The sequence below is a fragment of the Pedobacter sp. 22226 genome (assembly GCF_052045455.1).
GTDB classification, from domain to species: Bacteria; Bacteroidota; Bacteroidia; order Sphingobacteriales; family Sphingobacteriaceae; genus Pedobacter; species Pedobacter jeongneungensis.
Genome location: NZ_JBQEPB010000001.1, coordinates 644727 through 657752, shown reverse-complemented (window position 1 = coordinate 657752; position 13026 = coordinate 644727). Strand labels below are relative to the sequence as shown.

The 13026-nt window shown below is 41.7% G+C and carries 11 protein-coding genes; 7 read left to right on the top strand and 4 right to left on the bottom strand.

What is annotated here, in order from left to right:
* The first annotated feature begins 216 nt into the window (after nt 1-216).
* From ACTJKC_RS02875 to ACTJKC_RS02865, 3 genes are all read left to right on the top strand, one after another.
* On the top strand, nt 217-438 hold the full coding sequence (locus ACTJKC_RS02875; RefSeq protein ID WP_344851233.1) for a hypothetical protein: 222 nt from the start codon (nt 217-219) through the stop codon (nt 436-438).
* A 305-nt stretch (nt 439-743) separates the two neighbouring features.
* Nucleotides 744-1829 (top strand): glycosyltransferase family 4 protein, encoded by a 1086-nt coding sequence (locus ACTJKC_RS02870; RefSeq protein WP_440790109.1) that lies wholly within the window; start codon nt 744-746, stop codon nt 1827-1829.
* The gene (locus ACTJKC_RS02865; protein WP_440790107.1) at nt 1813-2883 is read left to right on the top strand and encodes a glycosyltransferase; all 1071 of its coding nucleotides are present in this window, start codon (nt 1813-1815) and stop codon (nt 2881-2883) included. The genes ACTJKC_RS02870 and ACTJKC_RS02865 overlap by 17 nt, the downstream gene beginning before the upstream one ends.
* Here the strand turns inward: ACTJKC_RS02865 and ACTJKC_RS02860 are convergent.
* From ACTJKC_RS02860 to ACTJKC_RS02850, 3 genes are all read right to left on the bottom strand, one after another.
* Nucleotides 2869-3690: a glycosyltransferase family 2 protein gene (locus tag ACTJKC_RS02860; protein ID WP_440790106.1), complete on the bottom strand. Its 822-nt coding sequence runs from the start codon at nt 3688-3690 to the stop codon at nt 2869-2871. The genes ACTJKC_RS02865 and ACTJKC_RS02860 overlap by 15 nt on opposite strands.
* Before the next feature lie 228 nt (nt 3691-3918).
* Nucleotides 3919-4413 (bottom strand): hypothetical protein, encoded by a 495-nt coding sequence (locus ACTJKC_RS02855; protein WP_440790104.1) that lies wholly within the window; start codon nt 4411-4413, stop codon nt 3919-3921.
* A 244-nt stretch (nt 4414-4657) separates the two neighbouring features.
* On the bottom strand, nt 4658-5011 hold the full coding sequence (locus ACTJKC_RS02850) for a winged helix-turn-helix transcriptional regulator (protein WP_440790102.1): 354 nt from the start codon (nt 5009-5011) through the stop codon (nt 4658-4660).
* Nucleotides 5012-5103: 92 nt separating this feature from the next.
* On the opposite strand from ACTJKC_RS02850, the gene ACTJKC_RS02845 reads away from it, so the two are divergent.
* Complete coding sequence (locus tag ACTJKC_RS02845) at nt 5104-5733, top strand: nitroreductase family protein (RefSeq protein ID WP_440790101.1); 630 nt, start codon at nt 5104-5106, stop codon at nt 5731-5733.
* A gap of 408 nt (nt 5734-6141) precedes the next feature.
* On the opposite strand, the gene ACTJKC_RS02840 is transcribed toward ACTJKC_RS02845, so the two are convergent.
* Nucleotides 6142-7551, bottom strand: a complete 1410-nt coding sequence (locus ACTJKC_RS02840; protein ID WP_440790099.1) for an alpha-L-fucosidase — start codon at nt 7549-7551, stop codon at nt 6142-6144.
* A 239-nt stretch (nt 7552-7790) separates the two neighbouring features.
* On the opposite strand from ACTJKC_RS02840, the gene ACTJKC_RS02835 reads away from it, so the two are divergent.
* The 3 genes from ACTJKC_RS02835 to ACTJKC_RS02825 all read left to right on the top strand — a co-directional run bounded on the left by ACTJKC_RS02835 (nt 7791) and on the right by ACTJKC_RS02825 (nt 12969).
* Nucleotides 7791-9224 carry a sensor histidine kinase gene (locus ACTJKC_RS02835; protein ID WP_440790097.1) on the top strand — a complete coding sequence of 478 codons (1434 nt, stop codon included), beginning with the start codon at nt 7791-7793 and terminating at the stop codon, nt 9222-9224.
* An 11-nt stretch (nt 9225-9235) separates the two neighbouring features.
* Nucleotides 9236-9940 carry a response regulator transcription factor gene (locus ACTJKC_RS02830; protein ID WP_440790095.1) on the top strand — a complete coding sequence of 235 codons (705 nt, stop codon included), beginning with the start codon at nt 9236-9238 and terminating at the stop codon, nt 9938-9940.
* Between the two features lie 695 nt (nt 9941-10635).
* Nucleotides 10636-12969, top strand: a complete 2334-nt coding sequence (locus ACTJKC_RS02825; protein WP_440790094.1) for a GH92 family glycosyl hydrolase — start codon at nt 10636-10638, stop codon at nt 12967-12969.
* The last annotated feature ends 57 nt before the right edge of the window (nt 12970-13026 follow it).

Below are 13026 nucleotides of genomic sequence, written 5' to 3'. Positions count from 1 at the left end.
TAAACGGATAAACCTCAACATTCAGAACGTATTTGGTTTTTATGCCCTTTTGTTCCTTGCGGCTATAGTCCTGACGCGAATGGTAAAAACGCAATGGATACGGCTTGAAAGGAAAATCTAGATTAACTGCTGTAAGATCAAGATTCCCCAAACACTTGATACCTTTTAGTGGTTATCTAAACAAATTTACTTTACATAACAAGCAACGACAGGGAAATGGAAAATTTTAGAATCAATACAGAAGAAGGGGATTTCGTGGTCGAACCTCAGGAAAATGGCACGTACAGGATACTTCGGGACGAAGAAAAAATCGGGGTGGTTTATGCAGAACCAAACGATGATATGGTACAATGGAGAACAATGGATGAACTGGACGATCAGCTTGTTTTGATAATCGGAGAGGCAATTACAGCCCATAATAAAAATGACGAATCATAAATGTAAGTCTTCGCTGGCTTACTGCTGATCATAGTCCCATAAAGATGCCGCTAATTGCGGCATCTTTTTTTTATTCGATACAAAACTTCGGATGAAGAGACCGGGCAATATTGGCGGCAAGTGGAAACTAATCGTACTGATCCGGATATTGACCGGGGTAAAGGTTCGTTTCGGAAAGCTGGCTGTTCATCAATATATTATTTATTTGCAGCAGTGGATACGAAAATGCTTGGCGGGAATATCTTTCTTAAAAAAAATAAAAACCGAGCAACGTTTTTGATGGTTGTTTTAATAAATGATTACCTATGAACATTGGCATAATTGCACATCTTAAACATCCTATCAAAAAACCCTTCATGGGCGGCCTCGAAGCTTTTACCTATGAAATTACCCGCCGGCTGATAGACAAAGGCCATCAGGTAACACTATATGCAAGCGAACAATCTGACCCGGGGCTTAATGTCCACGTAATTCTAAGTGATATAGATTACGACCGGGAAACCTTCAGCAGGTTCCGCTCACATGAACTGAGCGAAGATTTTATCTCTACACACCATGCCTACCTGGAGCTCATGCAGGATATCGACGGCAAGGGGCACGATGTGCTGTTCAATAACAGCCTGAACTATGTTCCGGTAACAATGGCTACACTAATCGGAACACCTATGGTAACCGTTCTGCATACCCCTCCGATCTTTGAGATGAAAAGGGCAATGTCACATGAACGCAAAAGTGGCAAAATTCGGTACGTTAGTGTTTCAAATTCCAATGCAGTTGCCTGGCAGCCTTACCTTAACTCCTGCGAAGTTGTAACCAACGGTGTGGATATGGATGCCTGGAAATACATCGGGCAGCCATCCGGGAGGTATGTTATCTGGTTCGGGCGCATCCATCCTGACAAAGGCACCCATCTGGCCATACAGGCAGCGAGGATTGCAGGTTTCAGGATCAAAATTGCCGGCAGCATTGCCGATCATCACTATTTTCAGACTTATGTTGAACCTCTGCTGGAGGGTGATGTCGATCTTTTGGGAAACTGTCAGCATGAAGAGCTGAATGACTTGATCGGCAATGCATTATGTTCTGTTATCACCCCCTGTTGGGAAGAACCCTTCGGTTTGGTAGTCGCCGAAAGCCTGGCCTGCGGAACCCCGGTTGCCGGAATAGCAAAAGGTGCGCTTCCTTACCTTATCAACAGCAAAACAGGATGCCTTACCAGTAGCTGCAACCCCGCAGAACTGGCAGATTGTATTACTGGTGCGATAAAGCTAAACAGGGAAGATTGCAGGCAACATGCCGAGAAAACACTCAATATCAAACGCATGGCAGATGCATATGAGCGGATACTGATGGATACTATTGAACAGCCCGGAAATGTCCCAGCCTTATAATATAGCTTTTTATGTCCATCATCACGGATCAGGACACATCATGCGTACCCTGGCCATAGCAAAGTCGTTGTCGGATACTACCATTACCCTCATCGGAAGTAACCTGGGATCTTATGCACAAATAATCCCAGAGGATTACAGCATAATCATCCTGCCGATGGATACCCCTGAAAAGGCTGACCTTTACTTTAGCGACAGGAAACCAAATGGCATTCATTATTCTCCTTTAAATATTGAGGGACAACGCAAAAGGGTGGAAGTAATGACCCGATTTTTTGTTTCAGCATTTCCTTTACTACTGGTAGTGGATGTATCTGCTGAGGCTGCAATGCTCGCCAGCCTGTGCGGGATCCCTTATATCGCTGTTAAACAACATGGCAAACGTGATGACCTTCCACATCTGCACGCCTATGGTAATGCATCAGGAATACTGGCTCCCTATCCGGAAATAATGAAGAGCAATGATCCTGACTGGGTTTTAGAAAAAACTTTTCACGCTGGTGGCATTGCCCGCTTTGAGCCTCAAAAAGACCATTGCGACCGCGAAGGGAAAAAAGTCGCGGTTATTATCGGGAAGGGCGGTACGAGCCTCACTGCGCAGGTTATCGCACATCTGGCAGAACAATGCCCGCAATGGCATTTTCAGGTACTTGGAGAAACTGGTACTATGGTTAGCAACTATCCGAACATCAGCTTTATGGGCAACCTCTCCAAACCCGGACTTATAATGGAAAACTGCAATATCATCATCGGCAATGCAGGGCACAATACGGTAATGGAGGTAGCAGCACTGGGCAAAAGATTTATTGTGGTACCCGAAGAACGCCCTTTTGATGAGCAGGTGGAAAAAGCCCGCATTTTAGCAGCACTAAACCTAGCATCCATAGTACATCCCGAAGAGCTGTTTGAGGTACGCTGGAACACACTTCTTGAGAATACTTTAGCACAGGAACCCGACTGGACAGGGATAGTGTCAGACACTGCCACAGCTAAAGCCGCAGATTACCTGAAAAAGATCTATGATAACAATTTCAGCAGGTCAACTACGTTTTAAAACCGCAGAAATTTCATCCTTGCCTGGTAACCTCAAAATCTGCAGTTGTCCCCCCTGCCAGGCCGTATAACCCATTGCGCAGAATTTCTCCAGCCAGCCTTCCATAGGCCATACCCCCCATTTTTCATTAAAAATGGCCGCGTTTTTCACAATCGCCTCAAGGTGATTGATCGGAGGGTCATAACTTGGATGGTATTGGTGGTAGGCCAAGGCATCAATGGTAACAAGGTCTACCCCTTTCTGCCTGGCTGAAAAACTGAAATCGGTATCCTCTGCCCCATATCCGCAGAAAGTTTCATCGAAGCCGCCGATTTGTGCATAGACTGACTTTGAACAGCCAAAATTTAAAGACCAGAACAAATGATACGGGTATTGGTCTACGCCCGCTCTTACAGGGTCGGCAGTACCAGACAGGGCCATTAACTGCAATAAATCTGGCTTATCCATAACCCAATGCGGGAGATAGCTAACCCTCCCAGAATAAAGACAGTTCTTTTGATAAAGTGCTTCTTGATAAACCTCCAAAAAATCCTCCGCCGGGATACAGTCTGCATCAAGGAATACCAGCTGATCAGATAAAGCTTTTTGCGCTGCACAATTACGCGCATGGGCTAATGGCAACGCTTCGACAGAAGAAAGCACATATTCCCTAACCGGGAAAGGATAGCCTGATAAACCATAAATCTGTTCATTCATATGGATAATCACCACTTCAGAAGGAAACCTGTTGCCTTTACACAATCCGGCCAACATATTAATTATAGCAGGTTTCCGGTTCTTTACCAGGGTGAGAAGGGATATGTTCATAATCAGCTAACCGTAAAATGAAAAGATTGTTTGGCTACCGTGCACATCTAAGCCTTTTTCCGCGGTAATGCCGGGCCGTCAACGTCCGGGGTTGGCTAAATGGGGTGCTTCATTACTATTGAAGATGAATCGGGCGTAGCAATCTGGTGGTTTTTCAGCAGCTTTTTGAAAGGTATAGAAAAGAAATTTTAGTTATAAGGCTACTGATGTAAATGCTTAACTGTTCCATTACCGGTTCACCTCTTCCCAGCCAAATGTTTCTCTCTTATCTACCAGCGGACTGGCTTCCAGCAAAAAGTCATCAGAAAAATCATGGTTAAACACTTGAAATTTTACTACCCACTCATCTTTAAGCAAGCCTGGTACGAACCTTGAAAATATCCGCTCAAAGCTTTTAAAGCTGATTCCCTCTTTGCAGATAACCAAATATGCTTCATCAGATTTTAATACGACTTTTTCGACCAGGTTTGGCCAACGCGAACAGATTTGCTCAGGCAGGCTATTGAAATATTGATTATTAATGTGACATATAAGACCGTTAAAAAGTTCTGTCCTGAGTTCATCGCCGCTCAGTTGCCTCCAGGTGCCCTGTAGCTTTTCCAAACTACCGAGCAGTTCTCCATCCAGCACAATCCTCCAGGGCTCTCCTGCTCCAAACTGGATTAGCTGATAAACCTCTACTGCCCCATTTTCCCCATCAAAAAAATATTCCAGTTCAATCATAATAAGGATGTTGTATCAATTTCAAAAATCAAAGGTAATCATTTTTACTAAATAAATTAGCATTTTTCAGCATTAACTCATGATATACATGATGCCAAAGACACTTTAAAAACCTATTCAATTTCCCTTATAAATAGTGCTTTCAACCTTAGTTCCACACCTAACCGGCGGCTTAAAAGATACAGCAGCTTAAAATTGGAAAATCCAGTTGTCAACAATGAAACTCAGTAAACTTATTAGTGGCTTATTTTTTACTAATCTGCTTCCGATGGGTCTGTCCCCATTCCGAAAGCACGGTGATTATAGGCTGCACAGACATGCCATAATCGGTTAGGGAGTAGCTCACAGTGATGGGCCGGTTACTGATTACGCTCCTGCTGATAAGCAGGTTGGTCTCCATCTCTTTGAGCTCCCTGCTGAGTACCTTTCCAGAAATACCTTTCACATCGCGCATAATATCTGAATACCTTTTTGGGCCAAACAATAAACAGGTGATAATGGTGATCTTCCATTTGCCGTTTAACACATCAATCGCATCATGTACAGCCATAATGGCCATTTTACAATCGTGGCTTGGTTCTTTCGTAATCTTCTTCATGGTTACCTGTTTGTCACCGTTACTTTTTGTCATATAGTGACAAAAATAAACTAATTATTGCAACTTTGCTGCACAGATTAAAAACGACAATAATGAATACAATAGAAAGCTTAAAGTGGCGCTATGCCACCAAAAAATTCAGAGACCGCAAGGTTCCGGCTGAAGCCATAGACAAAATCCTGGAATCTATCAATCTATCTGCATCGTCCACCGGATTGCAGCCTTACCGGATTATAGTAGTTGAAAATCCTTCCCTTAAGGATGCCCTGGCTGAGGGATCCTTTAATACGCAAATCGCTACATGTTCCCACCTGCTTGTTTTTGCTGCATTTACAAAAATCACGATTGAACAGCTCGATGCTTATATGCAGCAGATTGCATTGCAAAGAGAAATTCCAGTGGAAGCCCTTGCGGAATTCAAGACCGCATTAGTTGGCGGGATTCTTTCAAGGCAAGACGAAGAAAATGCGGCCTGGGCAGCAAGACAGGCTTACATCACCTTGGGGACAGCGTTAATCTCCGCAGCAGAGCTGAAGATTGATTCTACACCAATGGAAGGGTTTGATGCAGAAAAATTTGATTCATTGCTTAACCTGAAGTCTCAAGGGCTGACCAGTGTGGTTACCTTAGCACTTGGATACCGGGATGAGGAACACGATGTCTATGCTGCCTTAAAAAAGGTGAGATTGCCGATAAACGAACTGGTTAGTTTTGTTAAATAGCGCCCTTCGCCCAAAAAAACCAAATCCGGCTTTAGTTAATGATATCGAGTATTAAAAAGTCAAAGTTAATTCAGATGTCTTCACTTTTGCTTTAGATCTAAGATTTCACTTAGCAATTGAAAAACTAAAACATAGGTTGGGTATTCGCCACAACCTATGTTTTGACCACTAAAATCAGCTTATAGCGAATCTCATTAAAGCTGGTTATGACCGGTCCTCACCGGGTATTTTTTCCGCTTATGATAAGCGGGAATATTTTATTCATCGAATATGATTTTTTGCTGCTATCACTTTCAGTTTTATATAGAAGTTCCGGAAACACAAAGAGCAGTAGTTAATTCCCACTTATATCTGGCAACAAGAGTGGTTCATAAATTAGCCGGCCAAAACTGATCCGGCTAATCCATCTTATTTTCTTTCGTTAAATACGCCTAGTTCAGCAATCGCTGGTGGGTTGTCGAAGTCGGTAATGGTTACTTTTATTTTTTCGCACCAGATACGTCCGAACCTAAAAATATTCACCCTTTTCTCACCCTCATGTTTTGCAGTTAAAGCATTCCATCTACCATTCGCATAGTATTGTAAGCTGTATGTGGCTTTTTTGTTATTTCCTGCCGTTAGCACCACCATATTACAAGGAACAGCTTTTTCGAAGTTTAACTCATACCATGGCGATTTTACGGTAGGATTAGACAACCAGCTGGAACCAAAATCATCATCATTGGCAAAATCCATGATATTCATATCATCACTCCAGCTACTGTTGCTTTTTACATGCTTGGCGATGTTACTCGAAATAATTGGTGCAGCATAAGCCGGAATACGTGGAAGATTTGCAGGTTTTTTATAGATCTTCCCCATTTCTTTAAGTGCTGCTAACGCGTTATCATCAATCAGGCCATTTTTGCCCGGTGCCACATTCAATATAAAATTGCAGTAGGCACCGTTATAAGGAATGATGAACTTATTCACCAGTTCGGGTACATTTTTTACAGGTGTAGTAGGGAAAGATGTTTTCCAGAACCAGTTGGCCTGCAAAGGCAAACAGGCAAGCGCCGGAAGTTTGTTGTTTTCTTTAGAAATAAACTGGCCGGCGCCTTGTTCATATGATTTGATGTCGGTATAAAAAAGTGCCTGCGTAGGGTATTTGGCCGCATTCAGATCCATTACCAAACAGTTAGGTTGTAATGATTTGATTAAATAGTAAATATCTTCAAAAGGTACCTGATCGTAAGAAATCCTAGACCATGGTGCATCCCATCCATCAATAATAAGGGCGGTGATTTCGCCATAATTGGTGAGCAATTCAGTAATCTGATCTTTGATCATTTTAACATTCGCCGGGGTAATCTGGTTCGGGCGGATGCCGTGATGGGTATCTAATATAGAATAATACAACATGACCTTTAATCCGTTTTTACGGAAGGCATCTGCATATTCCTTTACCACATCGCGTTTCAGCGGGGTATTCATTACATTATAGGCTGTGGTTTTGGTGTTCCAGATCGGAAATCCACTGTGGTGCTTAGTGGTCAAACAGCCATAAGTCATATTTGCAGATTTTGCGGCTTTCGCCCATTGATCAGCATCGAGTTTAGGCGACTGGAAAAGGGAAAGATCGGCATCAGGGTCAGACCAGTCCTGATTCATAAAGGTAGGCATCCCATAGTGGATAAACATGCCCAATCCAAGGTCAACAAAATCTTGCTGAAGTTCAGGTAAAGGTTTATTGGCCGATTTCTGCTGGGCCATTGCCGGGTAAATGGATGTCGTTCCCGAAACGATAAGTAATAATGATAAAATCCTTTTAAAGGTCATTTCTCTTTTTTTTGGTTTTTGTATTTGTGTTAGCTGTATTTAAAAATGAATTGATGTACAGATATTTAGCTATTCCAATTGATCGGCTAAAATCTGGTTAATGAACACCATCACGCTTTCATTATCCAAAGCTACACTCCACACCAACGAAATTTGTCGAACGAAACCGTAACAGAAACCTAACGAAAGCTTAACGTTATGGTATTTATGGAATAATACGTCTATTTTTAAGGGATAAAATGAAAGATCGTATATATAAGTCCGTTGTGCTGGTCAGTTTTCTGATTTTACTCCTGGTACAGCTCAGATTAACCTATAATTCTTATGTGCTCAGAGACAGGGATTATAGTTTAAAAGAAAAAACGCTGATCAACGATGAATATGGACGCAGTATATCAGAAGATAAAGTGTACAGTGGCGGTGGAAAAATCATCGATTCGATCCTCTCCAGTAATATGCCGGCGCTTAAACAGGCTTACCTGAGCAACCGGAAAGAATTTGTTAGATTGTCGGAAAGGGTGAGCGACACCCTGTTAAAAGATCTCCAAAAGAAAAGCACCATGGACAGTGTTTTCCGGTCGATTGTAAAAAGAAATGGTTTGGATAGCAGCTTGCAATACCTCCTCACTTTCCAGCAGATCGAAATCAACTTTGATACCAAAATCGGGAATATCACTATATTCGATAACTATAGTCATACCGGTTTTAAATCAAATCAAATAACCCCTTACGGTGTGATTATTGATGGGACACTAGCCGATCCAAGCCTTCAGAACCGTGTAACCAATCTTTCGGTTAGTGGCAAACTGGTTTACGATTATAGAATTACCTTCAATCTTTTTGTCGATCCTCCCGGACGTACCTTGAAAGTGGCCTATCAAATGCTGCCAACATTTTCGCTGGTTGCGCTGTGCATTATCATTATCGTGGGCATTAATTATTATACCTACATCAGCTGGATGCGGCAGAAAAAGGAAACGGATGTTAAATCTGACTTCCTGAATAGCATCAAACACGAATTTAACACCCCCATTACCACCATATTGGTGGCCAGTAAAAGCCTGCATGAAGAGGAGGTACTCAATGACAGGATGCGTGTAAATGCACTCGTCAACATTGTAGAACGACAGGCCCGAAGACTTCATTCCCATATTAACCAGATGCTGGAGATTTCTGAGATCAACAACAACATCAATTTAGAGGAAACCGACCTCAATTATGAAGTGCTTACCCTGGTTAACGATTATAAAATAAAACTTCAGGCACCCGACAGCCTTACCTTTGATCCTCATGGTTCGGAAATCCTGATCATGATGGATCCTTTTGTATTTACTACCATGTTGCAGAATATGCTGGATAACGCCTTTAAACATAACCACCGCGATGTAAAAATGACCGTGCTTTTTATTACGTCGCATAATGGCGGTTACATCCTCCACATTAAAGACAATGGAAAGGGAATTGATGATACCATAAAAGAAAAAATATTTGATAAATTCTTCCGTGCAGGCAAGGATAGTACCATTTCGGGCCTGGGACTTGGGCTTTATTATGTTAAACAATGCCTGGATATTCATGGCTGGGAAATCAGCGTCAGAACAGAACCGGGAAAAGGAACTGAATTTCTGGTACATATCCCTTCCGGGCAAACAGTGAACAGTACAAATCATTAATCTACAGCATTATGCTTTATGATATCGTAATCATTGAAGATGAAATAGACCTGGGCAACGTCATTTCAGAATACATGAAATTGAGGGGCTTTAGCGTATTGTGGTTTAAAACGGCAACAGAGGCATTGAACTATTATGGCGCAAACCAACTCGATAACAAACTGGTAATTGTTGATGTACAGCTGCCAGACAGGAATGGTTTCGAACTGGCTGCGGAAATGGTAAAGATAAACGCGAACCAGCCATTTTTCTTTCTTACCGCACACAACGAAAAACAGGACCGGCTTCGGGGCCTTAAGCTTGGTGCGATAGATTATATATCCAAACCATTCGAAATTGAAGAACTGGTTTTACGGATCGGGAATATCATTAATAAGTTTTCCGGTAAACCCAAAATGGAATCACTTCCGAAGCCAGACCATATCTCTATTGGCGACATCATTTATCAAAAAGACCAGTTATTGGTGCACATGCCCGAGGGAAAAGAAATTTCGCTCACGGTAAGGGAATCGGAAGTGTTAGACTCTTTGGCTGGCAATATCAATCAGGTGGTTAAAAAGAAAGATATTCTTTTAGCGCTTTGGGGAAACGATGATTATTTTAACGGAAAAAGCCTTGAAGTTTTTATTTCAAGGCTTCGCAGGCTTTTTAAGGCCTCTGAGCGGGTAAGTATCGAAAATGTTTATGGTTTGGGCTATATTTTAAAGGTAAAATAAGTAGTAATTATTAAACAGGCATTAATGGTCAGTTTGTACATGATCCTGATCGATATAATCCTGTAAAGAGGCCACCTACTTGTTTTCTACTCTGCTGTGCGCAAAAACATCCAAGGTCCTGAAGCATAAAAACGGTTGTAAATTTCTGTAAAGGCCAGTTCATCACCTTTAGTTAACAAAAATGCCAATTCGCTATCAGAATATGAACTGTAAATACGCATAGAGATAACACAAAGATAATATAAATACATTCGGTTTCATTGCCATAATTGGCTATAGGTAAATACACTATAGAATATCAATAAAAATCCTTTACATTATTTTCTTTGAAACCCTGCGGGCTGCGGCAAGAATAATTTCAGCTAGTCATCAGCACCGGAATAATTATGATCGCCTGATTTGAGTACCAATATTGCTGAAATTGAAATAACCTGTAACGCCCCTCAATTCTATACCGGCAGACATTATTTTGAATTTATTCAGTTCAAACTTTTCAATGAACTTCTAAAGATCTCCTGATAATGTTTTTCCTTGCTCATATATATGATCCATTTTACAGCCTGATTGTTTTATTTTTTATACAATTTTAGCTCATAAACTGATCTGTTTTTATTTTTTTTAACTTTTATGTTCAATATTTTTTGATCAGCAAGTGTTTTTCAGCAAATTTGATAAATCGTTTTACTAATTAAATAATGGTTGATTATCAATACCAGAAACCATCAGGCTTAACCTGTCCTGCGAAAATCCCGATCATGAAAAAATACATTTACATTTTAATCTGTCTAATTTTTACACTTGCATTTGATCGCAATTTTGGGTTTGCACAGATCAATAAAAAACCTGTAGACTACGTTAATCCCTATATTGGCAACATCAGCCATTTGCTGGTGCCAACCTACCCCACCGTTCACCTGCCAAACAGTTTGCTGAGGGTTTACCCGGAGCGTGATAATTTTACGGCAAACACCATAAGCGGCCTGCCGGTGGTGGTTACCAGTCACCGCGGAAGTTCCGCTTTTAACCTCAGTCCTTTTCAGGGCGACCTGAAGAAAATAAAAAGTATCCTTCGTTATGGCTACGACAATGAAGTGGTAAAACCCTATTATTATGAGGTAGACCTGGATGATTACGGCATAAACGTGCAGTTTGCCCCGTCACACCAATCGGGCATTTATGCGCTAAATTTTTCAGCTACAAACCTTCCTGCCTATCTTGTTATAAATACCGGTGATGGAGAGCTCAAAGCAGATCGGAATGTGGTAAGTGGATTTCAGAAACTGGATAATAACACCAAAGTGTACCTCTATCTGGAAACTGACCTTGCACCAACCGGATCGGGCACCCATAAGGGTGATAAAATTGATTTTAAGGAGCAATATACCAATGGGCGCAATGCTTATCTGGTTTTAAAATATCCTGAAAAAACCAAACAGATCAAAGCACGATACGGAATATCTTTCATCAGTGTAGAACAGGCCAAAAAGAATCTTAGCCGGGAAATTAAAGATTATAACCTTGATCAGGTAGCGCAAACGGGAAAAAACATCTGGAATGCAACGCTCGGAAAAATTGCGGTGGAGGGAACAGATGAAACGGCCAAGACCATTTTTTACACCTCGCTATACCGCACCTACGAACGTATGATCTGTTTATCTGAAGATGGAAAATATTTTAGTGCATTTGATGGAAAGGTGCATGATGATAAAGGTGTGCCGTTTTTTACTGATGACTGGATTTGGGATACCTACAGGGCAACACATCCGCTGCGCGTGATTATCGAACCAAAAATGGAAGGCGATATGATTAATTCTTACCTCCGCATGGCGCAACAGATGGACGATCACTGGATGCCTACTTTCCCCGAAGTTACCGGAGATAGCCGCAGGATGAACAGTAACCATGGAGTTGCAACTATCATTGACGCCTATAATAAAGGGCTGCGAACCTTTAACCTGGCGGATGCTTATCAATATTGTAAAGCAGGTATTACCGAAAAAACCCTTTCACCATGGTCATCAAAAAAAGCCGGGGTACTGGATCAGTTTTTTAAAGATAAGGGATATTTTCCCGCCCTGCCTGCAGGCGAAAAAGAAACCGCACCCGAAGTACATGGCTTTGAAAAGCGGCAGCCTATAGCGGTAACATTGGGTACAGTGTACGATGAATGGTGTTTGGGTAATATTGCAAAGCAACTGGGAAAAACCGGGAATGCAGATTATTTTTTAGATAAAAGCAAGAGTTATCATACTGTTTTTAACCCCGATACCCGTTTTTTTCATCCAAAAGATGCAAATGGTAAATTTATCGAAAATTTAGATTACCGGTTTTCAGGCGGACTTGGTGCCCGTGAAACTTACGATGAAAACAACGGCTGGCTTTACCGCTGGGATGTGCTGCACAACCTTGGTGATTTGGTAGAAATGATGGGAGGCAAACAGGCTTTTGTTGATGAACTGGAAAAAATGTATAATACCCCGCTCGGAAAAAGCAGATCCGATTTTTATTATCAGCTGCCAGATCATACGGGTAATGTTGGTCAGTTTTCTATGGGAAATGAACCGGCAATGCATATTCCGTACCTGTACAATTATGCGGGCCAGCCCTGGCGCACACAAAAAAGAGTACGCAGTTTATTAACCCAGTGGTTCCGGAATGATTTAATGGGCATTCCCGGAGATGAAGATGGTGGTGGCTTAACCTCTTTCGTCGTATTTTCTCAAATGGGTTTTTATCCCATCACACCTGGCCTGCCAATGTATGTAATCGGGAGTCCAGCATTTGCCAAGGTAAAACTCGATCTGGGCAATGGTAAAAAATTCGAAGTGGCCTGTGCAAATTATTCTCCGGAAAACAAATACATTCAGTCGGCAAAATTAAATGGAGTGGTATGGAACAAATCCTGGTTTAGCCATGCAGATTTAATAAAAGGTGGAAAACTGGAACTGGTAATGGGAAAACGCCCTAATAAACTTTGGGCCTCTGATGACAGTGCTATTCCCCCTTCATTTAATATGCCCGCAAAATAGCTTGTTCATTTGAATGGCTTCGTTTTCTGACCCGTACTTAAACTGACACAAATGAAA

Bases quoted from the DNA above. Each gene is read 5' to 3' on its own strand.
- ACTJKC_RS02875 (WP_344851233.1), top strand. From the start codon at position 217: ATGGAAAATTTTAGAATCAATACAGAAGAAGGGGATTTCGTGGTCGAA.
- ACTJKC_RS02870 (WP_440790109.1), top strand. From the start codon at position 744: ATGAACATTGGCATAATTGCACATCTTAAACATCCTATCAAAAAACCC.
- ACTJKC_RS02865 (WP_440790107.1), top strand. From the start codon at position 1,813: ATGTCCCAGCCTTATAATATAGCTTTTTATGTCCATCATCACGGATCA.
- ACTJKC_RS02860 (WP_440790106.1), bottom strand. From the start codon at position 3,690: ATGAACATATCCCTTCTCACCCTGGTAAAGAACCGGAAACCTGCTATA.
- ACTJKC_RS02855 (WP_440790104.1), bottom strand. From the start codon at position 4,413: ATGATTGAACTGGAATATTTTTTTGATGGGGAAAATGGGGCAGTAGAG.
- ACTJKC_RS02850 (WP_440790102.1), bottom strand. From the start codon at position 5,011: ATGAAGAAGATTACGAAAGAACCAAGCCACGATTGTAAAATGGCCATT.
- ACTJKC_RS02845 (WP_440790101.1), top strand. From the start codon at position 5,104: ATGAATACAATAGAAAGCTTAAAGTGGCGCTATGCCACCAAAAAATTC.
- ACTJKC_RS02840 (WP_440790099.1), bottom strand. From the start codon at position 7,551: ATGACCTTTAAAAGGATTTTATCATTATTACTTATCGTTTCGGGAACG.
- ACTJKC_RS02835 (WP_440790097.1), top strand. From the start codon at position 7,791: ATGAAAGATCGTATATATAAGTCCGTTGTGCTGGTCAGTTTTCTGATT.
- ACTJKC_RS02830 (WP_440790095.1), top strand. From the start codon at position 9,236: ATGCTTTATGATATCGTAATCATTGAAGATGAAATAGACCTGGGCAAC.
- ACTJKC_RS02825 (WP_440790094.1), top strand. From the start codon at position 10,636: ATGGTTGATTATCAATACCAGAAACCATCAGGCTTAACCTGTCCTGCG.